The sequence below is a fragment of the Amycolatopsis sp. NPDC004079 genome, from assembly GCF_040610415.1.
Taxonomy (GTDB): domain Bacteria; phylum Actinomycetota; class Actinomycetes; order Mycobacteriales; family Pseudonocardiaceae; genus Amycolatopsis; species Amycolatopsis halotolerans.
This window is the reverse complement of sequence record NZ_JBEXMH010000061.1, coordinates 32,367-55,753: the sequence shown is the minus strand read 5'-3', so window position 1 is coordinate 55,753 and position 23,387 is coordinate 32,367. Positions and strand designations below refer to the sequence as shown.

Annotated in this window: 19 protein-coding genes; 9 read left to right on the top strand and 10 right to left on the bottom strand. The window is 68.2% G+C overall.

All coding sequences use genetic code 11. From position 1 onward, the window contains the following. Positions 1 to 436 precede the first annotated feature (436 nt). Positions 437 to 2,767 (bottom strand): germacradienol/geosmin synthase, encoded by a 2,331-nt coding sequence (locus ABZX37_RS39705; RefSeq protein WP_354748594.1) that lies wholly within the window; start codon positions 2,765 to 2,767, stop codon positions 437 to 439. A 402-nt stretch (positions 2,768 to 3,169) separates the two neighbouring features. On the opposite strand from ABZX37_RS39705, the gene ABZX37_RS39700 reads away from it, so the two are divergent. Further along, positions 3,170 to 4,837 carry a ricin-type beta-trefoil lectin domain protein gene (locus tag ABZX37_RS39700; protein WP_354748592.1) on the top strand — a complete coding sequence of 556 codons (1,668 nt, stop codon included), beginning with the start codon at positions 3,170 to 3,172 and terminating at the stop codon, positions 4,835 to 4,837. A gap of 39 nt (positions 4,838 to 4,876) precedes the next feature. Here the strand turns inward: ABZX37_RS39700 and ABZX37_RS39695 are convergent, their stop codons facing one another. The 4 genes from ABZX37_RS39695 to ABZX37_RS39680 are packed head-to-tail and all read right to left on the bottom strand — an operon-like array spanning position 4,877 to position 10,141. After that, positions 4,877 to 6,934: a glycoside hydrolase family 2 TIM barrel-domain containing protein gene (locus tag ABZX37_RS39695; protein WP_354748590.1), complete on the bottom strand. Its 2,058-nt coding sequence runs from the start codon at positions 6,932 to 6,934 to the stop codon at positions 4,877 to 4,879. 3 nt (positions 6,935 to 6,937) lie between these two features. Next, entirely contained in the window at positions 6,938 to 7,807 is an 870-nt protein-coding gene (locus ABZX37_RS39690; protein WP_354748588.1) for a carbohydrate ABC transporter permease, read from the bottom strand. A 1-nt stretch (position 7,808) separates the two neighbouring features. Beyond that, on the bottom strand, positions 7,809 to 8,759 hold the full coding sequence (locus ABZX37_RS39685; RefSeq protein ID WP_354748586.1) for a sugar ABC transporter permease: 951 nt from the start codon (positions 8,757 to 8,759) through the stop codon (positions 7,809 to 7,811). Continuing rightward, positions 8,756 to 10,141 (bottom strand): sugar ABC transporter substrate-binding protein, encoded by a 1,386-nt coding sequence (locus tag ABZX37_RS39680; protein ID WP_354748584.1) that lies wholly within the window; start codon positions 10,139 to 10,141, stop codon positions 8,756 to 8,758. Before ABZX37_RS39680 ends, ABZX37_RS39685 begins: the two co-directional genes overlap by 4 nt. Before the next feature lie 136 nt (positions 10,142 to 10,277). On the opposite strand from ABZX37_RS39680, the gene ABZX37_RS39675 reads away from it, so the two are divergent. The 5 genes from ABZX37_RS39675 (at position 10,278) to ABZX37_RS39655 (ending at position 14,577) form a co-directional block, all read left to right on the top strand. After that, positions 10,278 to 11,285: a LacI family DNA-binding transcriptional regulator gene (locus ABZX37_RS39675; protein ID WP_354748582.1), complete on the top strand. Its 1,008-nt coding sequence runs from the start codon at positions 10,278 to 10,280 to the stop codon at positions 11,283 to 11,285. 40 nt (positions 11,286 to 11,325) lie between these two features. After that, positions 11,326 to 11,628, top strand: a complete 303-nt coding sequence (locus tag ABZX37_RS39670) for a GNAT family N-acetyltransferase (protein ID WP_101435558.1) — start codon at positions 11,326 to 11,328, stop codon at positions 11,626 to 11,628. 174 nt (positions 11,629 to 11,802) lie between these two features. Beyond that, the gene (locus ABZX37_RS39665; protein WP_354748580.1) at positions 11,803 to 12,819 is read left to right on the top strand and encodes a S1 family peptidase; all 1,017 of its coding nucleotides are present in this window, start codon (positions 11,803 to 11,805) and stop codon (positions 12,817 to 12,819) included. Positions 12,820 to 12,909: 90 nt separating this feature from the next. Then, positions 12,910 to 13,752, top strand: coding sequence for a hypothetical protein (locus ABZX37_RS39660; protein ID WP_354748578.1), 843 nt, complete (start codon positions 12,910 to 12,912; stop codon positions 13,750 to 13,752). Between the two features lie 69 nt (positions 13,753 to 13,821). Next, positions 13,822 to 14,577, top strand: coding sequence for an SDR family oxidoreductase (locus ABZX37_RS39655; protein ID WP_354748576.1), 756 nt, complete (start codon positions 13,822 to 13,824; stop codon positions 14,575 to 14,577). Here the strand turns inward: ABZX37_RS39655 and ABZX37_RS39650 are convergent. Continuing rightward, positions 14,552 to 15,787 carry an MFS transporter gene (locus tag ABZX37_RS39650; RefSeq protein WP_354748574.1) on the bottom strand — a complete coding sequence of 412 codons (1,236 nt, stop codon included), beginning with the start codon at positions 15,785 to 15,787 and terminating at the stop codon, positions 14,552 to 14,554. The genes ABZX37_RS39655 and ABZX37_RS39650 overlap by 26 nt on opposite strands. An 80-nt stretch (positions 15,788 to 15,867) precedes the next feature. Between ABZX37_RS39650 and ABZX37_RS39645 the strand changes: the two genes are divergently transcribed. Further along, entirely contained in the window at positions 15,868 to 16,758 is an 891-nt protein-coding gene (locus ABZX37_RS39645; RefSeq protein ID WP_354748572.1) for a LysR family transcriptional regulator, read from the top strand. On the opposite strand, the gene ABZX37_RS39640 is transcribed toward ABZX37_RS39645, so the two are convergent. Continuing rightward, complete coding sequence (locus ABZX37_RS39640; protein ID WP_354748570.1) at positions 16,755 to 17,171, bottom strand: VOC family protein; 417 nt, start codon at positions 17,169 to 17,171, stop codon at positions 16,755 to 16,757. The genes ABZX37_RS39645 and ABZX37_RS39640 overlap by 4 nt on opposite strands. A 33-nt stretch (positions 17,172 to 17,204) precedes the next feature. Continuing rightward, the gene (locus ABZX37_RS39635) at positions 17,205 to 18,491 is read right to left on the bottom strand and encodes a GGDEF domain-containing protein (RefSeq protein WP_354748568.1); all 1,287 of its coding nucleotides are present in this window, start codon (positions 18,489 to 18,491) and stop codon (positions 17,205 to 17,207) included. A gap of 414 nt (positions 18,492 to 18,905) precedes the next feature. On the opposite strand from ABZX37_RS39635, the gene ABZX37_RS39630 reads away from it, so the two are divergent. Further along, on the top strand, positions 18,906 to 19,142 hold the full coding sequence (locus tag ABZX37_RS39630; RefSeq protein WP_354748566.1) for a hypothetical protein: 237 nt from the start codon (positions 18,906 to 18,908) through the stop codon (positions 19,140 to 19,142). 717 nt (positions 19,143 to 19,859) lie between these two features. Here the strand turns inward: ABZX37_RS39630 and ABZX37_RS39625 are convergent. Beyond that, the gene (locus ABZX37_RS39625) at positions 19,860 to 21,110 is read right to left on the bottom strand and encodes an MFS transporter (protein ID WP_354748564.1); all 1,251 of its coding nucleotides are present in this window, start codon (positions 21,108 to 21,110) and stop codon (positions 19,860 to 19,862) included. Positions 21,111 to 21,246: 136 nt separating this feature from the next. On the opposite strand from ABZX37_RS39625, the gene ABZX37_RS39620 reads away from it, so the two are divergent. Continuing rightward, complete coding sequence (locus tag ABZX37_RS39620) at positions 21,247 to 22,743, top strand: serine/threonine-protein kinase (protein ID WP_354748563.1); 1,497 nt, start codon at positions 21,247 to 21,249, stop codon at positions 22,741 to 22,743. Here the strand turns inward: ABZX37_RS39620 and ABZX37_RS39615 are convergent. Further along, entirely contained in the window at positions 22,740 to 23,330 is a 591-nt protein-coding gene (locus ABZX37_RS39615; protein ID WP_354748561.1) for an HAD family hydrolase, read from the bottom strand. The two genes, ABZX37_RS39620 and ABZX37_RS39615, sit on opposite strands and share 4 nt — an antisense overlap. Between the last annotated feature and the right edge of the window lie 57 nt (positions 23,331 to 23,387).

Below are 23,387 nucleotides of genomic sequence, written 5' to 3'. Positions count from 1 at the left end.
GGCGGGAAAGATGCCTTGACAAGCACCCCCAGACCGCAGGGAGGCTTCGTATCGGGGTGCGGGGGTGGGGCTGGGTGCCTCGATCGTTGGGTGCACCGGTGCGGAGGAGGGGCTGGGTGCCTCGAACTTTGGGTGCACCGGTGCGGGGTGGGTGGTGGAGGGGCTTGCGCCCCAATGTGGCGTTGGGTGCATGCGGCGCAACCAATGTGGCGTTGGGTGCGTGGGGCGCAACCAATGTGGCGTTGGGTGCGTGCGGCGCAGCCAATGTGGCGTGGGGTGCACCGAATGCCGCGTTGGGTGCGTCGCGGCGGTGGGGGAGGGCTGTGAAGGGCTCCTTGAAGGAATCAGATTCCCTCAAGGAGCCCTTCACGGACCGGCGAGGGTCGTGAAGGGAACCCTGAGGGACTCAGAGTCCGTGAGGGTTCCCCTCACGGCGTTAGTGGGTGGCGGAGCTGGCTGGTGCGGGGATGTGCAGGGATCGAGTGCCCAGGCCGGTCGGGCCGCCGGGGTGGAGGCTGGGTTTTGTGCCGATCGGGACTGGGTGGGTGCCGGTGCATCCTGGGTGCAGCAGTGCCTTGGAGGTGTCCGGGGGTGTCGCGGCGTCGCTCGGGTCGGCGGGGGCCCCGGTCGCGGCTTTCGCGTCTCGGACCCGGTCCAGTTCTTCGTCGGTGTACCGGGCGGATTCGTGGTGCCAGTTCGCGATTCCGGTCATCAGGTTCTTCAGCAGGTCCGCGTAGTCGGTGAGCGTGGCCTGCGCCTCCGCGTCCAGGCTGTAGTCGGCGAACATGCTCGGCAGGCCTACGTCAACCGCGTGTTGGAATTCTGCCAGTCTTGCTTCTGCCAGGTTGGCGACGATGCGCAGGGCCTGATCTTGCTCCACGTCCAAGAAAGAACGGACTACCAGCACCGCATTGTGCAGGCTGCCTTCGTATTCTATTTCCTTGCGGTAGGAGACTAAATCGTTGATCAGCCAGGCGTAGTCGGCGGCTGAATCTTCCAGCGCTTCGATGACGCGGTTTCGGTGGATTTCCGGGGGTACGGTGCTGCTGTTGGTGAGCCGGCTGATGCTGGTCACCAGGTCGGAGCCGAAGGCTTGGCGGCGCATTTCCACGTAATCGATCGGGTCGGGAACGCGGTTTTGGGCCTGGTTGGCCAGTTCCCACACCCAGGCGTCGATCATCTTCTCGACCGTGTGGCGGAAGGACTCGCGTTCGGCGGAGGTCAGGGGGCCGGTGGTGCGTTGCCACAGGTCTGCCAGGCCGGTTTCCAGTGCGGTCAGGGGCGAGGGCGGAGAGGCGCCGTCGGTGGGCATGAAGAGTTTCAGGCGTTCGGTGGCCACTCTGGCGGCGGGCAGGTCGTGGGCGAAGACTTCTGCGTAGTAGTCGTCGGCGTAGGTGCCCCAGGTGAGCCAGTCGTTGGTGAGGGACAGCTGTTCCGCAGGAGCGTCTGGGCAGATTCCAGCGGAGGCTAGCGGTATGTCGGCGACGCGCAGGCGTGCGGAGTCCCACACTGATTCGGACAGCATGCCTATTCGTCGCGGCCAATCGGTGATTTTCTTGCGTTCGGCCGCCAGGTGTGGGCTCAGGCGCAGGGGGAACGGCAAAGGCAGGGTGGGCAGGGTGACTGGGCCTAATTGTTCGTAGGGCTGGTGTGTGAAGGCTCGTGCGCGTTGTGGTGCGGTGTTTGCAATAGAGCGGAAGATTCGAGCTGCGGAGGTTCCCAGTCCGGACGGGCCGCCCAGCAACTCTGGGCCGCCGTGGTCGTCTAGGGCGCCTTCGTTCATGTAGCGACTTGAGCGCAGGTGCCATTCGTGTCCGCCGGATTGCCAGTCCTGCAAACCCTTGACGTAGGCGAAGGTTTCGGCTCGTCCGGCGGGGTTTACGCCGTGTTCCTCGAAGAGGGCGGGGACTTCAGTGAGCGCTGTGTGTTCGAATTGGTGCAGGCGTGAGGTGAGGAGATCGTTTACGGCGTCTGCGGCCTGCTGGGTGGTGCAGCCCAGGAACTTTTCGAAGACCAGGACGCTGTTGGACAGTTCGCCCTCGTCTTCGACTTCGCGCTGGTAGGAGAAGAGGTCGTTGCGCAGGTGCACGGCGTCGGCGAAGCAGTCGCGCAGGACTTCCATCGGGCGGTTAGCCGCGATTTCGTCGGGGACTTCGGCGTTCAGAGAATGTTCGATCAGGTTGGCTGACCAAGGGGCGCCGCCGACTTTGCGGCGCATCGCGACGTATTCGATGGGGTTCGCGATGCGGCCCTCGTTCATGTTGGCGAGTTCCCACAGCGATTCGTCGAGAAGGTTGCGCGTGCTTTCGCGGAAGCGGCGGCGCCAGCCTGCGGATCGGCGGGGGACGGTGCGGTTCCACAGGTCGGCCAGGCCGCGTTCGACGGGGTTTTCCGGGGTCTCGGTGATGGCGCCCTCGGCGGGCATGAAGCGGGCGATGCGGTCCAGGTAATCGCGTGCGTGTTCGATGTCGCCGGTGCGTTTGAAGAGTTCCAGGAAATGGTCGTCGAAGTAGAAGACCCAGACGTACCAGTCGGTGACGAGGTCGAGTTCCCGCGGGGCGGCGTCGGGGTGGGTGTAGGAGCACAGCAGGGCGTAGTCGTGGGAGTCGAGGTCGTGCTCGTTCCAGATGACGGTGCCGTGCTGGGGCACGTCGATCATGTCCATCGAGTACGCCCACGCCTTGCTGTGCTTCCGCGCGCCGTCCAGGTGCGGGTTCAGCCGGGCGGGGTACGACAGATAGAACTCGGGCAGGACGAACGGCTGCACGCGTGCTCCCCTCGCGTTCCGTGGGTGCCGACTCCACGAGGCAAACAGACCGGACCGGCGCGGCGGAAGTCCTGCCACTCCGCCGATTTCGCGGATCGCCCGTGCGGACCAGCGCGGTCCGTCGGGAGGTCTTCGCTGCGTGCTCCCGCGTCGCTCGTCGGTGGACGGCGAGCCGTCATCCGGGTGTGGGCGGGTGTCTGCCGGACAGTTTCTTGCAACGTGTGCAAATCGGAGTACGCTCAGGTTTTCACACGATGGCAAAGCGGCCTGGGTCCCCTGGCGGCCACCTCTTCGAGAAGCTCGCGCGGCGACGGCGGACAGTTGCCGCGCGCGGGCCGTTGTGCCCGGGAAGGGGAGCAGCCAAGGAGGTTGTTGCGCCGTCCCGTCCTAGGAGTGACGCTCATGTCGCCTGGTCCCCTGAGTTCCCGTTCGAGGCCGAGACGGAGAGGCGCGCTGGTCGCCGCTGTCGTGCTCGGCGCCGCCCTCACGGCCGCGTTTCCGGCGGGCACCGCCACCGCGGCCACCACCTCCGGCGGGGTCCTTTACCGGCCCGGCACGGCCAGCGGTTCCACTGAGGACGCGAGCTATCTGCGCGTCATCCGCCTCGCGCACAACGGCAGCGCGAACGGCACCCTGCTGGCCACTTTCTCCCACTCCGGCACCGGCGTCGGGAAGGCGAACTTCCCGGTCTACCGGTCGACCGACAACGGCGTCACCTGGACGTCCTCGCCGATCAGCACGGTCACCGACACCCAGCACGGCTGGGATCTCGACGGCCCGACGCTGTACGAACTGCCGCGTGCCGAAGGATCGCTGCCGGCCGGCACGCTGCTCGCCGCGGGCACTGCCTGGAACCACGGCGACTACACGCAGCAGGCGGTCGAGGTCTTCGTGTCCACCAACCAGGGCGCGAGCTGGACTTACCGCAGTTCGTGCGCGGCCGAGTCCGGGATGGCCAACACGATCGGCCACGGCATCTGGGAACCGGAGTTCGCCACCACCGATCACGGGCTCATCTGCTATTTCTCCGACGAACGCCCGTCGGTGAACAACTACGCCCAGGTTCTTGCCCACACGGTCTCCACCGACGGCGGCCTGACCTGGGGCAGCGAGGTCTACGACGTCGCGCTGCAGAACGGCGTCGAGCGGCCCGGGATGGCCACCGTCGTCCCGTTGCCCAACGGCACCTACGCGATGACCTACGAGGACTGCAAAGCCGGCTTCGATCCAGACCAGGCGTGCGACGTCTACTTCAAGACCTCCCCGGACGCTGAAGCGTGGAATCCCGGCAGCCTCGGCACCCGCATCGAGACCGCCGACCACCGGTTCCTGCTGCACACGCCGTACCTGACCTGGTCTCCGGCGGGCGGCGCGAACGGGACCCTCGTCGCGTCCGGACAGCGGGTCGTCGCGGGCACGGACGGCTCACTGGCGGTCCAGCCGGAGGACGGGCACGTGCTGTTCGTGAACCGGAATCTCGGATCCGGTGCCTGGCAGGAGATCACCACGCCGGTGACCACCGCGCCGACCGGCGGCTACGACGCGGGCGAGACCGCCTGCGCCGGGTACAGTTCGCCGTTGCTCGGCGCGCCTTCGGGCAACACTTTCCTGATGCTCGCGGGCACACATTTGTCCACCGGCAAATGCGAAACGGACTTCGGCACGGCGACGCTGCCGAACGCGCAGGGCCAGATCGCCGGACCCGGAACCACCGGCAAGTGCGTTGATGTCAACACCAACACGTCGGTCAACGGCAACGCGGTGCAGCTGTACACCTGCGGTATCGCGACCGGCCAGCAGTGGTCGCTGGAAACCGACGGCACGATCCGGGCTTTCGACAAGTGCCTGAACATCGTCGGCGGCGGGACCGCGAATTCGTCCAAAGTGGAGCTTCGCGACTGTCTTGGCACGCCTGCACAGCAATGGCAGGCGCGGGCGGACGGGTCGATCTACAATCCGCAGTCAGGTCGGTGCCTCGACGATCCGCAGGCCCAGACCGCGGATGGCACGCAGTTGCAGATCTATGACTGCAACGGCTTGTTCACTCAGGTCTGGCACGTTCCAGCTTGATCAGGAAGGGCGGCCAGCTCGGCTGGCCGCCCTTTCCCTTTAGCGGCTACGCGCGCCTCGCCGGTTCAATTCCTCCACGACCGCTGCGTCCACAAAGGTCCGCGCGGTCACCTTGCCGTCCGTTTCCAGCCACAGGTGCAGTCGCGCCGGACCGCCCGGCGCCGGGACGGTCAACGGGAACGCGTCGCTGAGCCGGAACGGTTTCGCTTGCGCAGCAAGAGAAACCGATGCCGCAGGCAGATTGCGCGAACCCGAAGCGCCCCACCCGGCGTGCAGAGTTCCGGCGATCGGCTCCTGGCCGGTGTGCGAGACGTGCACGTCGAGGGTCAGCGGTTCCGTCGGCACCGGCAGGTCGGCGCCGGCGTGCGCGGGCACGAGGTCGACGACCAGGGTGGTCGCCGCGAAGGCGTCGGCCGGGTCGAGCCCGCCCCAGTCCTTCGGCCGCCGGTGCGTGTCCAGCAGGCCCGCCATCTCGTGTTCCACGTCGGTCAGCTCGGTGTAGATATAGCCGGAAAACCGGTCGTGTCTGCGGATTTCCTGGGTCTGCCAGCGCACGTGCCACGCCCGCTCCAGACTGGTGAACCCCGCGCCGTACTCGCTGTTCAGCACCGGCACGCCGGAGCGCGGGAAGCCAGCGGAACCGTAGAACGATTTGTCGACCAGGAAGTCCGGCCGGAGCCTGACCTCGAACGACTCTCGTTCCCCGGACGCGAGCGCGGCGAGGTTTTCCGCCCAGTTGCGCGGGTTCTCGTCGTAGTAGTGCCAGTCGACCAGATCGGTCTTCACGTGCGCCCAGCCGGAGTTCTCCACGATCGGCCGGGTGTCGTCGAGCGAGCGCATGAGGTCGTACGCGCGCACGGCCGCGGCAGCGCGCTCCGGGCTGCCCGGGATGTCCCAGTCCAGTCCCCATTCTTCGTTGTACAGCCCCCAGATCACGATCGACGGATGGTTGCCGTCGCGCCCGACGAAGTCAGGCAGCTGCGCCTCGAACGCCGCGGCGGCGGCCGGGCTGAACCGGCTCGGAGCTGGCGGTTCGGCCCAGATCAGCATCCCGATCCGGTCGGCGTGGTCGAGCCACCGCGGTTCCTCGGCCTTGAGATGCTTGCGCACCAGCGAAAAACCGAGCTCCCGCGCCAGTTCGAGGTCGCGGACCAGCGCCTCGTCGTCCGGTGCGGTGAGCCCCGACTCCGGCCAGTAGCCTTGGTCGAGCACGCCACGCACGTAAAGCCGCTCCCCGTTGAGATACAACGCTTCGCCGCGCGTTTCGATCCGGCGAAGGCCGCCGGTCACGGTCAGCCGATCGGCGTAGTCTCCTTCGCCCACGGTCAGCGCGATGGAGTACAGGTGCGGCGATTCTGGGCTCCACAACTGCGGCGACGGAATCTCCAGGCGACCAGAGAACCGCCCGTCCCGCATCGAAAGGACAGTCTCGCGGCCTTCCAAGAGCGCGACCACGGCGGCGCTGTCCGGAGCGTCCCCAGCGAGTTCGCCCGCGATGTCGAAGCCGGTCAGCGAATCCCCCCGTACGGAAACCTCGGCGGCGTAGGTGCGTCCGCGGGCTTCGAGCCAGACGCTCTGCCAGATCCCGGACGTCGGCGTGAACGAGACGCCGTCGTAGTCGTCTCGCGGGATCGAACGCTGTTTGCCGTGCGGGATTTCGCGTTTGTCCGCGGGTGCCTCGACCTCGACGGTCAGCTCGGCGGATCGGCCCGGCTCCAGCACGTCGGTGACGTCGAACTCGAACGAACTGTGCCCGCCGACGTGCGAACCGATGGGCGTCCCGTCGATCGAGACGACCGCCCGGTGATGCACCGCGCCGAAGCACAGCGCGACCCGGCTTCCGGTCCACTCCGGCGGAACCGTGACAGTTCGAGTGTAGACCGCGTGTTCCAGCCAGGTGCGGTGCACGCCGGAAGCTGCGGTCTCCCAAGCGAACGGGACGGTGATCGACTCGGGCGCACCGTCTTCCGCGGCGAATCGCCAGCGCCCGTTGAGGCTCAGCCATCTCGCGGACCGGTCCCGGTCGGGACGCGGGTACCCCGGCCGCGGGACCGCCTCCGCGGCGGTCGGATCGGCGGAGTTCTCGGCAATCGTCATGTGTCAGCCCTTTACGCTTCCGGCGAGGATGCCGTTGATGAAGTGCTTCTGCAGCACGATGAACAGGATCAGCAGCGGGACGAGTGCGATCGACGCGGCGGCGAGCAGTTCGCCGGTCACGGTCGCGTAATCGGCGTCCACCCGGTTGCCCGAGATGTTCTGGGCCAGCGTCGAGAGGACCACCTGGAGGGTGGCCATCCGGCTGGAACTGGCCGCGACGACCGGCCAGACGAAATCGTTGTAGATGTTCATGATCGTCAGCACGCCGAGCCCGGCGAGCCCCGGCCGGATCGCCGGGACCACCACGCGCCAGAAGATGCCGAACTCGCCGCAGCCGTCGACGCGGGCGGCGTCGAGCAGTTCGTCCGGCACCGCCGCGATCACCTGGCGCATCCAGAAGATCGCGAACGCGTCGACCGAACCGGGCAGGATCAGCGCCTGATAGGTGTTGACCCAGCCGAGTTCCTTCATCTCCAGCAGCAGCGGGATGACGAGCACGATCGTCGGCAGCATCAGGGTGAGCAGCACGGCGCCGAAGATCAGGTTCCGGCCCGCGAACCGGTATTTCGCGAACGCGTAGGCCGCGAGCGGCGCGCAGAACATCGTGATCGCGCCCTTCGCCACGAGCACGATGCCGGTGTTGAGGAACCCGCTGCCGATCGGGACGTCCTGGAACATCCCGCGGAAATTGGCGAGGGTGAAGGTCGCCGGGTCGAACCCGAGCGGGTTCCGGATGATCTCGCCCGCCGGTTTGAACGACGACAGGATCGCCCACGCCACCGGCGCGAGCAGGGCGACGGTCAGCACGAGCAGGAACGCGTGCGAGCCGAGCAGCGGCCGGTGCTTCCGTTGGCGGACGCCGAGGGTGGTCATGTCAGTCCTCCGCTCGGAGCAGCCGGACGAAAAGCAGCGACACCGCCATCACGACGATCACCAGCAGGAACGAGTTCGCCGCCCCAGTGCCGAGATCCGCGCGGGTGATGTGGTTGTAGAGGTAGAGACCGGCCGTCGTGGTCGAGGTGTACGGCCCGCCTTTCGTCACCACGTACGGCTCGGCGAACATCTGGAACACCGCCAGCGTCTGCAAAACGAGACTGAACATCAGCGAACGGCGCAGCAGCGGAACAGTGATCGTCCACAGCTGCCGGATCCGACCCGCCCCGTCGAGCGAAGCGGCCTCGTACAGGCCTCGGTCGATCTGCTGGAGTCCGGAAAGGACGATCAGCACCACGAACCCGGTGGTCTTCCAGAGGAACAGCAACGCGAGCGTCGGCTTCGCCCATCCGCTCGTGACGAGCCAGCCGACCGGCGGAAGGCCGACCGCGCCGAGCATCGCGTTCACCGCGCCGTTGTCCTGGTCGAACAGCACGATCCAGATCTGCGCGACCGCGACCAGCGGCGTCACGAACGGCACGACGAACGCCACCCGGTAGAACCCGCGCAGCCGCTTGATCGCGTTGAGCAGCACCGCCACGAGCACGGCGAGCACCAGTTGGACCGGGACGATCAGCAGCCACAGCACGCCGGAGTTGCCGAGCGACGACCAGAACCCGCTGCTGGTCAGCAGATAACGGTAGTTGTCGAGGCCGATCCAATGTGCGGCACCGGATCCGTGCCAGTCGGTGAAGCTCAGGCGCAGCGTGAAGAACAGCGGGTAGACGCTGAAAGCCAAGAACACCAAGACAAACGGCAGCACGAACACGTACGGCGCGAGGAGGCGGCGCAACGGAAGAGTGCGCCGCCGCCGACGCGGTGTCCGGATGCGCGGCTCGACGGCCGGTTCCCGGAACACCTTCGTCGCGGGGGAGACGGAACGAGTGGTCATTTGCGGTCGATCAGGTTGGCCTGGATGTCCTTGCCCGCCTTGTCGATCACCTGCTGCGGGGTGAGCGCGCCGTCCAGCATTTTCTGCAGGTCGGTGCCGAGGTAGTCGACCGCGCCGGACCACCAGGCCGGGATCGGGGCCCCGCCGGGGATTTCCCGGCCCGCCTCGACGGCGGTCTTCCAGACGTCCTGTCCGCCCATCGCGTCGATCGGCCGGAACAGCGGTTTCGCCGGATCGGCGGCGGGCTGGTAAGCCGGGATCGACGTGTTCAACCCGCCTGGATAGACCGCGTTCGGACCATAGACGCCGGTGTAGCCCGCCTGGTCGAACATCAGGAAGCGGTAGAACAGCCAGGACAGCTGGGGATTCTTGGCGTCCTTGGGGATGACGAACGACGACCCGCCCATCGCGCCGCTGCGCGCGCCGCCCGCGGTCCACGCCGGCAACGGCATCGCCCGCCAGTCGCCCTTGGTCGCGGTCAACTGCTGCTGCGGGGCGAAATCGAACCAGATCGCCCACGGGTAGAAGACCTCGTCGGCCGAGTCCAGCGCGCTGACGTCACTGGGCTTGAGGTACTCCGCGCGGGTGCCGAGCCCTTCTTTGCGCACGGTGTCCAGCCAGGTCAGGATCTGGTGGTACTGGGGGGAATTCAGCCGCAGCTTGCCGTCCGGGCCGGCCAGGCCGGTGCCCAGCTGGCTGGCGAACATCTCGAGCTGGAGCTGGCTGTTGAAGGCGTTCTGCTCCAGGTGGATCGGCTTCGCGCCGGGTTTGAACTGCTGGTACTTCTTCGCCGCGGCGAGTAAATCGTCGTAGGTCTTGATGCCGTTCGGGTCGATCCCGGCCGTGCTCAGCGCCTTCGCGTTGTAGAACAGCAGCCCCGGGTCGAGGTCGAAGGGCACGCCGTAGATGCCGCCGCCCACGGTGTTGACGTCGACCTTCTGCTTGGCGATGTCCTTGGTGTAGGGCGCGAGCACGTCCTTGAGATTCCACAGGTGGCTGACGTAGCCGCCGACCTTGGCGTCGTCGAGGAAGACGCCGTCGGGCACGTCGGTGCCGGTGATCAGCGTGTTCTGCAGCTTGGAGTCGATGTCGACGGCCTCGTGTTTGACCGTGACGCCGGGGTACTTCGCGGTGAACTTCTTGGTCGCCGCGTCGAAGACCTTGTACAGGTCGCCGGAGCGGTCCCAGACGGTGATCTCGCCCTTGGGCGCCTCGTCGGACGGGGCCTGCAGCACGGCGTTGCCCGCAGCCGGTGTGTCGGAGCTGATGTCCGGGCCGCAGGCGCTCAGCCCGGTGACGAGCAGCGCCGCGGCGGCGACGGCGGCTCCGCGGCGGGGGAGGAGGCGGGCTGTCCGTCCGCTCCGTCGGAGAGTGGGGTTCATGGCACTCCTTTGTGCGGGACGGCGGCAACGCGGCGTGCGGAGAGGCGCTCGCCGTGGATTTGCCAACGTAGGCAAACTGTACGACATGCTTGCACACGTTGCAAAAGGTAGGATGACTTCCGGCGAAGGGGGCTCCATGGCGGCGACGTTGCGGGACGTGGCGGATCGGGCGCAGGTTTCGGTGCGGACGGTGTCGAACGTCGTCAGCGGGTACGAGCACGTCAGCGAGAAGATGCGCCAGCGCGTGCTGCGGGCCATCGAGGAACTCGGCTACATCCCGAACCCGGTCGCCCGCACGCTGCGCACCGGAAAAACGGGCCTGCTCTCGCTGGTGGTGCCGGAGATCGACGTGCCGTACTTCAGCCAGCTCGCCCGCGAGGTCATCGACGCCGCGGCGGACCTCGGCTTCCAGGTGATGATCGACCAGACCGGGCACGACCACGAGCGGGAACGCCAGCTGCTGCGCGGCGGGGGCAGGCGCAATCTGTTCGACGGCATGCTGTTCGCGCCGCTCGCGACGGGCGACGAACTGCGCGACGTGGACCCGGCGCGCTCGTCGCCGCTCATCCTGCTCGGCGAGCACGTCTTCGACCGCCGGTTCGACCACGTGGCGATCGACAACGTCGTCGCGGCCCACGACGCGACGACGCACTTGCTCGACCGTGGCCGTACCCGCATCGCAGCGATCGGCGCGCAGCCGAAGGAGATGTATGCGACGCCGTTGCAGCGCACCGAGGGATTCCGCAAGGCGCTCGACGAGAGCGGCCTGGAACCGGTGAACGCGCTGCAGGCCACGGCCGCCCACTACGGCCGGGCGGACGGCTACGCGGCCACCGCGTCGCTGCTTCGCGAATCTCCGCGCCCGGACGCCATTTTCTGCTACTCCGACCTGCTGGCGATGGGCGCGATCCGCGCGGTGTTCGACGCCGGGCTGCGCGTCCCGGAGGACGTGGCGATCATCGGCATCGACGACATCGAGGAAGGCCGCTATTCGCGACCGTCGTTGAGCACCGTTTCGCTGGACACCCCGTTCATCGCGCGGACCGCGGTGTCCCGTCTCGCCGCGCGCATCGAGAATCCGGGGCTTCCCGCCGAGGAATTCGTCGCGCCGCACAAGCTGCTCGCGCGGGAGAGCACGGGCTGAGCGCGGCGCGCGGATTCCGGTGGTGTGTGAGGATGCGGGAATGAGCGAAGAAGAACCCCGGGTATCCCGCAACGACAGCGAAAACCGCTACGAAGTGTATGCGGACGGCAAGCTCGCCGGCTTCGCCGAATTCACCCCGAAGGACACCGAAACCGTTTTCACCCACACGGAGATCGGCGACGAGTTCGGCGGCCGCGGTCTCGGCAAGGTACTGGCGAAGGCCGCGCTGGACGACGTCGTGGCGCGCGGCGGCGTGATCGTTCCGGTGTGCCCGTTCATCGCCGGGTACCTGCGCAAGAACGAGGGCTACGCCGAGCACGTCCGGTGGCCCGGACAGCACTGACGCAGGTCAGCAGCGCCGTTCGGGTTATTCCAGGTGGTCCGAACGGCGCAACCGTGTCCGAATGGCCCGTTTTTTTGGTTATTAACCAACCTTCGTCGGTTTCGCGTTGGTTGCCGGGCAACAAAAGTGTGTGGCGTCCCACCGGTCGGTTTCATCCCACCTGGAGGAAGATCCATGACTTCCCGGAAGACGCTCGTCGCGGGATTCACCGCACTGTCTGCCGCGGCCTTGACCGCGGGCATGTGCGTGAACGCCGCCTCGGCAAGCCCGATGGCGTTCGCCCAGATGCAGGCACAGGCGATCACCCAGGCGACGCAGGTCGCAGACACGCTCGGCGCCGGAAACGGCGGCATCTACCTCGAACGCGGCAAGGCGGTGCTGAACGTCACCGACGCCGCCGCGCAGGAGAAGGCCGAGGCGGCCGGCTTCGCGACCAAGCTCGTCAAGCACAGCTTCACCGCCCTCACCGGCGCGAAGAACCAGATGGACACGGTCAAGAACGTGCCGCAGACGTCGTGGGGCATCGACACCAAGACCAACCAGGTCGTGGTGAAGATCTACGACTCGGCGTCGCAGGCCACGAAGGACAAGGTCGCCGCGGCGGCGGCGAAGCTGGGCGACGCGGCGCGCGTCGAGCAGCGCTCGGGCAAGCTGTCCACCTACATCGCGGACGGCGACTCGATCAACAACGGGCAGTTCACCTGCTCGCTCGGCTTCAACGTGACCAAGGGCGGCCAGCCGTACATGCTGACCGCGGGCCACTGCACCAATGAAGGCGGCACCTGGTCCGGCGGCGACGTCTCCGGCGCCCAGGTCGTCCAGAGCGACTGCCCCGGAGCCGACTCCGGCCTGCTGACCCGCCCGAACGGCACCGGCGACGGCGCGATCAACACCGGCCAGAAGATCTCCAGCGCCGGCACCCCGACCGTCGGCGAGCAGATCGAGAAGATGGGCCAGACCACCGGCGGCGGCAGCGGCCAGGTCACCTCGGTCGACGAGTCGGTGAACTTCGACGTGGGCGTCCTGAACCACGAATTCGGCACCACCGCCCACACCGACCACGGCGACTCGGGCGGCCCGGCGTTCGACGGGGACAAGGGCCTCGGCACCCTCTCCGGCGGCGACACCCAGACCAGCTACTTCTACCCGCTGACTCTGGAACTGCAGTCCTACGGCCTCGAGCTCGCCTGAGGCTCTGTCGTTCTTCGGCCCGCCGTCCCCCTTCCGGGGCGGCGGGCTTCTTTTGTGTTTTTGTCGTACCCGGGGCTTAGAGTTGCTCGCATGAAGCCGAGCCCGGCCCGAAACCTATGGACAGCAACAGAACCCCTCCACGCAGTCGTCTACTTCGCCCCGGAACCCGCCGCCGCGGCGAAGGAAGTCGGTCTGCGCGGCTGGTGGATGGGCTACTTCGCGGGCCGGGCGGCACCACTCGGTCCGATCGGCCCGGAGCCGGTCACGTCGATGTTTTTCGGTTTCGCACCAGGGATGGTCGCGCGAGCGCTTCCTGACGCGTGGACGTTCGCCTCGCCTGACGATGTGTTGCGCACCCGAGTGGAAGCAGTCGAGGCGGCCTTGGCGCGACTGTTGGGGCCGGACACTGTGGACGAGCTAGTCACGTTGCTGGAACAGGCAGTCGCCGCCTGCCACTTCGATGCGCGACCACTCGCCGCTGCTTGGTCCGCTGTGCCTCGTCCGGATCGGCCGCTGGCCCGATTATGGCTGGCGACTGCGGTCCTGCGCGAACACCAAGGCGACGGCCACGTCCTGGCCGCAGTCGCCTCCGGCCTCACCGGCCTGGAAACGACCCTCACTCATCTCGCCACCGGAGCCACCACGCGCGAACAAGTCCAGCGCGCCCGGGGCTGGACCGACGAAGAATGGTCCGCCGCAACAGCGAACCTGGTCGATCGCGGTCTGCTCGACGCGGGCGGCCTGACCCCGGCGGGCGCGGAAATCCGCCGCACCGTCGAAGAAACCACCGATCGCCTAGCCGCCGCCCCGCTCGAAGCGTTAGGCCCAGCAGGAGTCGACCGAGTACTAGAGCTGGCCACCCCGCTGAGCCGACGGATCATCGACCGCGGCGGCGTCCCCATCCCCAACCCGATGGGGGCGAAACGACCTTAAGGAACGATGTCGATTCTCCGGCTCCCCGCTCGACGCGCTAGTGACAGCCACGAGAAGGGAGCCCTGAAGATGCTGCTGGAAGGCAAAAACGCGGTCGTGTACGGCGCTGGCGGAGGAATCGGCGGCGCGTTCGCCCGAGCTTTCGCCGACGAAGGCGCGCGCGTCTTCCTGGCCGGACGGACCCGCGAAAAGCTGGACCGCGTAGCCGGCGACATCCGCGCAGCCGGCGGCACCGCCGATGTCGCCGTAGTGGACGCGCTCGACGAGCAATCCGTCGACGCCCACGCCGACGCGGTCGTCGAAGCCGCAGGCAGCCTCGACATCTCGGTGAACGTGATCAGCCACGGCGACGTCCAGGGGACCCCCATGGTCGAGATGTCGCTGGCGGACTACGAACAACCGGTGGTCAACGGCGTCCGCACCACCTTCCTTACCATGCGCGCGGCTGGCCGTCACATGAAACGCCAAGGCAGCGGCGTAGTCCTCCTCTTCGGCGGCGACGGCGATCCCGTGCGCAACCACGCGGTCGGCGGCCTGCAAGTCGGATTCGCCGCGCTGGAAGCCATGCGCCGACAACTCGCCGCCGAACTGGGCCGACACGGCGTGCGCACAGTGACGCTCCGGACCGGCGGCGTCCCGGAAACGATCCCGGCGGATTTCCCTGGTGCGGAAGAACTCACCGCGGAACTCGCCGAACCGACCATGCTCGGCCGCACCGCGACGCTGGCCGATGTCGGCGCGGTGGCGGCTTTTGTCGCGTCCGATCGGGCCCGCACGATGACTGCCGCGACGGTGAACGTCAGTTGTGGCGCGCTGGTGGACTAGGTCGTTTCGACACCAACACGGCACCGGCGGCCGCGAGTACCGCGAGCACCGCACTCACCGCGACAATCGTCGCGGTGGAGCCGAAACTGCCGACCACAAGTCCAAACGCGACAGACGGAAGTCCCATCCCGAGGTAGGCCACGACGAAGAACACCGAAAGAACCCCGGCCCGGGAGGCGGGCACCGCGGATTCGGCCGAGTGCGAAAGCCCGGTCTTGAACAACATCCCGGCGCCCGCCCCCGTCGCCGCGGCGGCGATCAGGAACAACGCGAGCGATGGGTCCGCAATGGACACTGCCGTCGCCGCGAGGCCGAGGAGGTAACACGCCGAACCGAGAATCACGAGCTGCCGCGGCCCGAATCGGCTGAGCACCAGTTGTGCCGCAGCGGAAGCACCGAACACGGCGAACGTGGCCATGCCGCCGACGAACACGTCGTGGATCCCGAGATCGTTCCGGATCACCAGCGCCCCGACCGACGAAAACACCCCGGTGGCCCCGAAAGCCGCGAACCCGAGCAGTGCGGCCCCGGTGAACACGCGTTGTCGACCGGGACGGAGATTCATTCGGGGAGCGACCGTCGGCGCCGCGGCGGCAAGATCGACGGTTTCCGGCGTCACCAGCACGAACGCGAGGCAGACCAGCACAACCAGACCGAGCACGACGTACGGCATCCGCAACGGATCAGGCAGCCATTCCGCGAGCGCCCCGGCGATCACCGGCCCGAGCGCGAGACCGCCGAGACTCGCCCCGGCCGCGACGAGCCCAGGCAGTTTCGGCACCACGACGTGCGGCCGGGCCTGCCGGTCCAGGTCGGCGAGATACGCGGTGGCGCTCGCGGCCATCAGGCCGATGCCGAGCCCGGTCAGGAGCCGTCCGGCGAGCAGGCCGGCCAGGCTGGTGGAGGCGATCAGAACGTAGCTCGCGGCGAGTGCGGCGAACAGCGCGGGCGCGATGATCCGCCGCCTGCCGAGCCGGTCGGAGAGATGCCCGAGGAACACCAGGCTCCCGACGATCCCGACCACCATGATCGCGAACGCGACCGTCACCCACACCGGGCCGAACCCGTCGGCCTGCTGGTAGATCGGCCAAAGCGGGGTCGGTGCGGTGCCGAACGCGCTGAGCGCCGCGTACGCGGAGGCGACCACCCAGAACCCGACGGAATGCGACAGATGCCGTCCCTTCGCGGTGGACAGCGTGGAGTTGTGCATGTCTTCCATGGTGTTCCGCCCGTAGTATCCGTGGCAGAGCAGTTGAAGATCTCTACTATCTGGATCAGAGATGATGCACCTTGGACATCCGGCACCTACGGCACTTCCTCGCCCTGGCCGAGGAAGGCAGCTTCACCCAGGCGGCCCGCCGTGAGTTCATCGTGCAGTCCGGAATTTCGGCGTCCGTCCGCGCGCTGGAAAGCGACCTCGGCGTCCACCTGTACGTCAAAGGCACCCGCCCGCCGCGGCTGACCGCCGAAGGCCGCGCACTCGTCCCCGCCGCCCGGGAAGCGCTGCGCAGTTTCACCGCGGTGTACGACGCGGTCAGCCAGGTCAGCAGTCGGCTCACCGGATGGTTGCGGATGGGCGTGTTCAGCCACGTCGAGCATCTAGTCCCGCTGGCCGGGGTGCTGTCGCGGATGGCCGTGCTGCATCCCGACCTCGACGTCACCCTGTCCCAACTGCCCACCGAGGAGATGCTGCGCCTGCTCAGCGCCGGACAGCTGGACTGCGCCGTGCTGTCCGCACCCGAGCCCACTCCTCGGGAACTCGAGATCACGCCGCTCGCCGTGGAACCGATCGTGCTGGCCGGAGCGAGCGGTCACCCGCTGGGTCGCGCGTCGTCGATCAGCGTGCGCGACCTCGCTGATGAACGGTTCATCGAACCGCCGCGCTACTGGGCGGTGCGGACAGACCTGGACCGGCTTTTCCGGGACGCTGGCCTGCGCCGGAGGCGGGCCTTCGAGGTCGACGACTGGGGCATCACCCTCGACCTCGTAGCGGGTGGCGCGGGCCTCGCGTTCCTGCCGCAAGCGGTCGCCGAACAAGGCCGCGAGTCCGGCGTCTGGGCTCGAACCCTGACCGACGCGACCCTCGAACGCCGCGTCGACTTCGTGCTGCCGCGCGGTCAGGCCGCAACCCCAGCAGCCCGGACCCTGCGCACCGAACTGGCCGCCGCCGTCGCGGGCTAACCCTTGGCGCGGGCGGAAATCTGCTGTACCGACCAGCTGTTGCCGTCCGGGTCGGAGAAGTGGATGAACCCGATGTTGTCCAGGTCTTCGAGCGCTCCAGTACCGGGATCCGAGCCGTAAACCTGGAGTTCGCCGACCTCGACGCCGCGTTCCACCAGCTCCTCGCGGGCTTTCCGCACATCGGCGACGACTAGTTGCAGACCCTTGAGCGACCCCGGCGGCATGTCCGGCACCACGCCCTTGCCCAGGACGATCGAACAGCCCGATCCCGGCGGGGTCAGCTGCACCAGGCGCAGCCCGGGGCCGGGGGTGGTGTCGTGGTCGAGGCGGAAGCCGACCTGGTCGGCGTAGAACGCCTTCGCCCGGTCGATATCGGTGACGGGAACGACGACGACCTCGAGAGTCCAGTCCATGCGAGGAGTTCTAGCGGTGGCCCGAGCAGGCGGTCAAGCGCTCGCCAGCTCCACCCGGTTCCGGCCCGCCTGCTTGGCCCGGTACAGCGCGGCGTCGGCGGCCACCAGCACGTCGTCGACGCTGGCGAGATGCTCGGCCGGATACAGCGCGCAGCCGATCGAGACGGTCAGGTCGCTGATCACCGAATCCTGGTCCGGCAGCGCGACGACCACCTGCGGGACCCGCCGCCGGATGCGGTCGGCGATGTGGCCGAGGTGCTCGGCGCTCGGGATGTCCGGCAGCGCGATCGCGAACTCCTCGCCGCCCCAGCGGCCGCACACGTCCTGCTCGCGGACCTCGTCCCGCAGCGACAGCGCGATCTCGCGCAGCACCAGGTCGCCGGTGGGGTGGCCGTAGGTGTCGTTGATCGCCTTGAAGTGGTCGAGGTCGAGCAGCAGGACGCCGACGCTGTCCTGGTTCGCCCGCGCGCGTTCGAGGTAGCGCTCAGCGACCGTGCGCCACCAGCGTTTGGTGGCCAGGCCGGTCGTGACGTCGGTGCGCGCGTCGCGCTGGAACTGGGTAAGCAGCAGCCCGCGGTGCAGCGCGACGAGCGCGATCACGACGCCCGCCAGGAGCAGCGGGTTGGCCAGCAGCAGGAGCGCCGCGGTGACCAGGCCGAGCCCGATCGCGCCCGCTTCGAGCAGCTGGTCGCCGAAACCGGAGAACAGGTCGGCGAACGACCGCGGCGGGCTCGACAGCGCGATCGCGACCATGACGAGCGCGGTGTTGATCGCCCAGCGCAGCCCGGCGGCGAGCACGAACACGACCAGATCGAGCAGACCCGGACCGAAGCCGCCCGCGAGAACGCCGGGGTACTCGTGCATGCCGAGCGCGAGCACCGCGACCGCGGCCTGCGTGCCGCACAGGACGGTCGCGCAGGAGAAAATCCAGCGGTGCGGCAGAACCGGCCGTTCGTGCGGCCAGACGCGCCACCAGGCGACGGCGTAGGTGAGCACGACCATCGCCGACGCGAGGATCGCGGGCAACGCCACCACGGCGGCGATGCTCCAGACGGCCTTGGTGTCGACGTACGCGACTGTCGGTGCGCGGCTGTACTCACGCTGCCGCTCGATGTGCCGGGTCGCCTCGATCGCCAGCGCCGCGCACACCGCGAGGACGCCGAAGCGGACTAGATCGATCCGGTGCACCGGGGCGAGCCACGCGGTGGCGAGGGTGGTGCCCACTGCCACGACGTTCACCAGCAGCACATACATGCGGACGTGAGAGGGCAACCGCCATAGGCGCCAGCCTGTGAACCACCCGGCAACTCGTCCGCGCACTCTTCACCTCACCCGATTGGCTTCTACGGTAAACGACGAGGCGCGTTGTGTGCTGCCTGTCGTCCGGACTCTGGGAAGCGCCGGGGCGATTTCGCCCGGACAGCCCAGCGTCAGACGGCCGGCGAGGGGAGGTGGCCACTGTGGGTAGTGGCCAGCTGCTCCGAATCCGGGCCGGACCAGGGGATCCGCGAGGGTCCCGTTTGGACCTCCATGGCCACTTTCGGTGACCGTCCCACCGGTGCTGACGTGCGAAAACCGCCGAAGGCGCGACTCTGAAACGGAGGTGACAACCGTGCGCGACAACAACTGGACGGCGATTCGGTGACGTAGGTCGCCCTCGCGGTCTCGACTCGAGGTCGAGACTTTCGGCCCTCGCTGAGGAAAGGAGATGCCCACCGTGCGGGACAACAACTGGTGAACGCGGCTGAGCCGGGAATCCGGGATGCGGAAAGGAGGCGGCGCGATGCGCGACAACAACTGGACCCGCTGATAACGGCCCGAGTGATCGGAAAGGAGGTGTGCGGTGCGCGACAACAACTGGAACCGGTGAAACGGCTGAAACCGCTGGGCGAAGTGCTGGGGAAGGAGGTGAGCAACTGCCATGCGCGACAACAACTGGACTCGCTGAACCTGCTGATCACGGACCGCTGATCCGGGAAGGGGCTGCCGCGATGCGCGACAACAACTGGAACCGCTGAAACCCGCTGTCCGCCGATTGACGACGAGGAAGGAGATCGCTGTGCGCGACAACAACTGGACTCGCTGAATCCAGCCGATTACTGACCGTCGATTCGCGAAAGGAGACGGCGCGATGCGCGACAACAACTGGACCCGCTGAGCCTCGTTGACCACCGTCCGTCGAGCCGCGAAGGGAGCCGCTGCCGTGCGTGACAACAACTGGACTCGCTGAGTTCCGTCGACCACTGCCCGTCGAGCCACGAAGGGAGCCGCCGCGATGCGTGACAACAACTGGACCCGTTGAGACCCGGCGACCACCGTCCGTCGAGCCGTGAAGGGAGCCGCTGCCGTGATGCGTGACAACAACTGGACTCGCTGAGCCCGCCAACCACCGCCCATCGAGCCACGAAGGGAGCTGCCGCCGTGCGCGACAACAACTGGAACCGCTGAACCTCGCCAACCACCGGCCATCGACTCACGAAGGGAGCCGCCGCGATGCGTGACAACAACTGGACCCGCTGAGCCTCGTTGACCGCCGACCGCCGAACTGCGAAGGGAACTGCCGCCATGCGCGACAACAACTGGACCCGCTGAACCGCCCCCAGCCCGCCCCACGAGGAGGTGAGAGGGCATGCGTGACAACAACTGGACGTGATCCGAACCAGTCCCGCGGCACACCCGTCCCGCGGATTACGGCGCGGGAGGTGGGGTGGCCCCGTCGAGGGGAGTTCGGCGGGGCCGCACCGCGCGGTCCGCTCGCACCGCCCGCGCCCACGCGATCCCGGCCAGTCCGGCGCACCCGGCTCCGGCCACGGCGGCGATCGCGACCACCGTCGTCGGCGTGAAAGCCAGCGCCAACGCGCCCGCGGCGGCGATCGTCAGGCCCTGCGCCGCCCGCAACGCCGCGATCGCGACCCCGATCACCTGGCCGCGCTGTTCCGGCGGCGCGGCGAGGCTGTACTGGACCTGGGTGATCAAGTCGTGCGCGGAAAACATCCCGGACACCGTCCAGACCGCCACGACCACCGGCAACGCGGGCGTCCAGCCGGTCGGCAGCAGCACGAGACTGCTCGCCACCGCGAGCGGGCCCAGCCACCGCACCTGCCGCGCCCGCGGCAACCGGCTGATCAGCAACGCCCCGAGCAGCGTCCCGACCGGGTTCGCCACCAGCAGCCAGCCGAGCACTCCGGTACCGCCGAGTTGCGCGGCCACCGGCACCGCCAGGCCTTCCGGCACCACGTAGAACCCGCAGCAGCACGCGATCGCCAGCAGCGACCGCAGTTTCCGGTCCCGCGCGACCAGTCGGCAGCCAGCCTTCAGCGAATCCCACTGCGGCGCGTGCTCGGCTACCTTCGAGACCGGGTACAGCCGCAAACCCCAGCGCAGCGCGGCCGCCGACACCGCGAACGTCACCGCGTCCGCCCACAACGCGCCCGAAACCCCGAGCCACGCGACCACCGCGGCGCCCGCGCCGAAGCCGATCACCAAAGCGGCCTGGTACGTCGAGGAGAGGATCGCTTGTCCGGTCGCCAGTTTCTCCTCGCCGAGCAGGTCCGGCAGGACAGCTTGCCGCGCGGCCTGAAACGGCCCGGCGGCGAGTTGCACGACCACGAGCAGTCCCGCGGCGACCGGCCAGGGCATGCCGGGAATCGCCATCAACGCGACCAGCAGTGCGCGCACGACATCCGCGACCACGAGTACGGTGCGGCGCGGGAACCGGTCGGCGAGCCCGCCGAGCGCACCGCCGAGGAGGTCCGGCAAATAGGTGAGCGCGTACGTCCCGGCGGCCCATCCCGCGGATGCCGTTCGGTTGAACACCAACACAGTCAGCGCGACTCGTGCTAATTGATCACCGGCCACCGACAGCACGTGCGCGAGCCAAAGCGCACGAAACTCGCCCATCCGGAACACGCTCCGGAAAGACGGCGCCGTCGTGGTCATGTGCTCACCCTGTCGTGACTCGGCCACCCGGAGCAACCCCGGCCGAACGCGGGTGGGTCGCGGATCCGGCTCCGGCCGTCCGTGGAAAACTGGGTGATCGCCGTCCGTGGATGATGTCGCACCGAAGGGTTTTCCGTTGACCGAGGAGAGCCGGCAGGTCGCCGGTCGCTACGAGCTCGTCGAACTGATCGGCAGCGGCGCGATGGGGATGGTCTGGCGCGGGGAGGACAAGATCCTCGGCCGCGTCGTCGCGGTCAAGGAACTCCTCATGCCCGTGAACCAGGGCGAGGACAAGGTCGAGGAAGCCCGCAACCGCGCCATGCGCGAGGCTCGCATCGCCGCCCGGCTGCAGCATCCGAACGCCATCTCGGTGTTCAACGTGGTCGAGCACGAGGACCGCCCGTGGCTGATCATGGAGTACCTGCCCTCGCGCAGCCTCGCGGTGAAACTGCGCGAGGACGGCCCGCTGACCGTCGACGAGGCGATCCCGTTCGCCGTGCAGCTGGCCGGCGTGCTCGCCGCCGCGCACCGGGCGGGCATCGTGCACCGCGACGTCAAACCGGGCAACGTCCTGCTCGGCGACGACGGCACCACGGTCAAGGTGACCGACTTCGGCATCTCCCGCGCGGTCGGCGACGTCACGCTCACCGCGACCGGCGAAATCTCCGGCACGCCCGCGTTCCTCGCGCCGGAGGTCGCCCGCGGCGAGGACGCGACCTTCGCCTCCGACGTGTTCGCCCTCGGCGCGACGCTGTACATGGCGGTGGAGGGCGATCCGCCGTTCGGCACCGCGGACAACGCGATCGCCTTGCTGTACCGGGTTTCCAGCGGTTCGATCAACCCGCCGAAACAAGCCGGGAAGCTGGAACCGCTGCTGCTGAAGCTGCTGGAGCTCAAGCCGGAGGACCGGCCGTCGATGACCGAGGTCGTCGCGGAGCTGCGCAAGCTCGACGGCGGCGTCACCCCGGTCGCGACGGTTCCGGAACCGCCGACGCTGCCCGAAGCCAAGCCTCCGGTCGTGCCGACTACGGTCGCGGTTCCGGCCGCGGGTGCCGCCGCCGCGCCGCCCGCGGGTTCGGACCGAAGACGCCGCGGGATGATCTTTGCCGGGGCGGGCGCGCTGCTTGTCGTGATCGCCGTGATCGTCACCGTCGTCCTCACCCGCAACCACGGTGAAGAGAGCCCGGCCGCGAACCCGCCGCCTGCTTCTGGGACTTCCGCGCCTTCCAGTGCTCCGCCGCCTTCGTCCGCGTCGCAGCCTCCGCCGTCGACTCAGCCGTCAACTGCGCCTTCGTCGAGTGCGCCTCCGTCTTCCAGCTCGGCAGCGAACTCGCCTGATGCGATGGCTTCCGCGCTGCGTACTTACTTCTCGTACCTGCCGAGCAATCTGGAGAGCGGCTGGGCGATGCTCAGCGACGGGTTCCGCTCGTCGCGAGGCCAGACTTTCGACCGGTACAAGTCATGGTGGAGCCAGTTCAGTTCGGTGACCGCGAACGACGTCCAAGTCACCGGCGAGAACACGCTCACCGCGAAGATCACCTATCACCGTGCGAGTGGCGGCGTGTCGAACGAGACGCACCACTACAAGATGTCGCAGCACAACGGCACCTGGCAGATCGACGTGGAGAGCTAGCTCTCAAGCAACAGCGCGATCGCGGCGGCGGTGTCGCGGTCCGGGCCGAGTCGCATGGTGCGCAAGCCGGCGGACCGCCCGGCTTCGACATCCGCGCCGACCAGCCAGGCTCCGTCGAGGGTGGTTTCGCAGCGTTCGGCGGCGAGCGCGAAGAGCTTCGGGTCCGATGTGGACAGTCCGTCCGGCCCGGCGAGCGCCCAGCCGTCGACAAGCCCGGCGATTCCGGTGCACAGCAGGGTGGACAGCTGCGGTTCGCCCGCGCCGAGGACACCGATCCGCCAGCCCGCCGCGCGCAGCCGGGGCAAGCCGGTCAGCACGCCGGGCGCGGCAGGGACGAGCGCGGGATGGCGTTCGCGGTAGGCGTCTTCGAGGTCGGCTTCGTGCAGGTCGAAGCGTTCGCGGAGATTCTTGAAGAACGTCGCCCGGTCGGCGCGCCCGCGATCGTCGGCGGCGACGAGCCACGCGGCGTCCGTTTCGGCGAGCCGGTGTTCCGCGCAGAACTCCCACACCCAGCGGCGGAAGCCTTCCGCGCGATCGACGAGCGTGGTGTCGAGGTCGAACAGGACGAGCCGCACGGGGAGAGACATTAGCGCGTTCCGCCGGGGCTCTGGGAGATTTTTCTACTCCGTTCGAGTGAACGGATC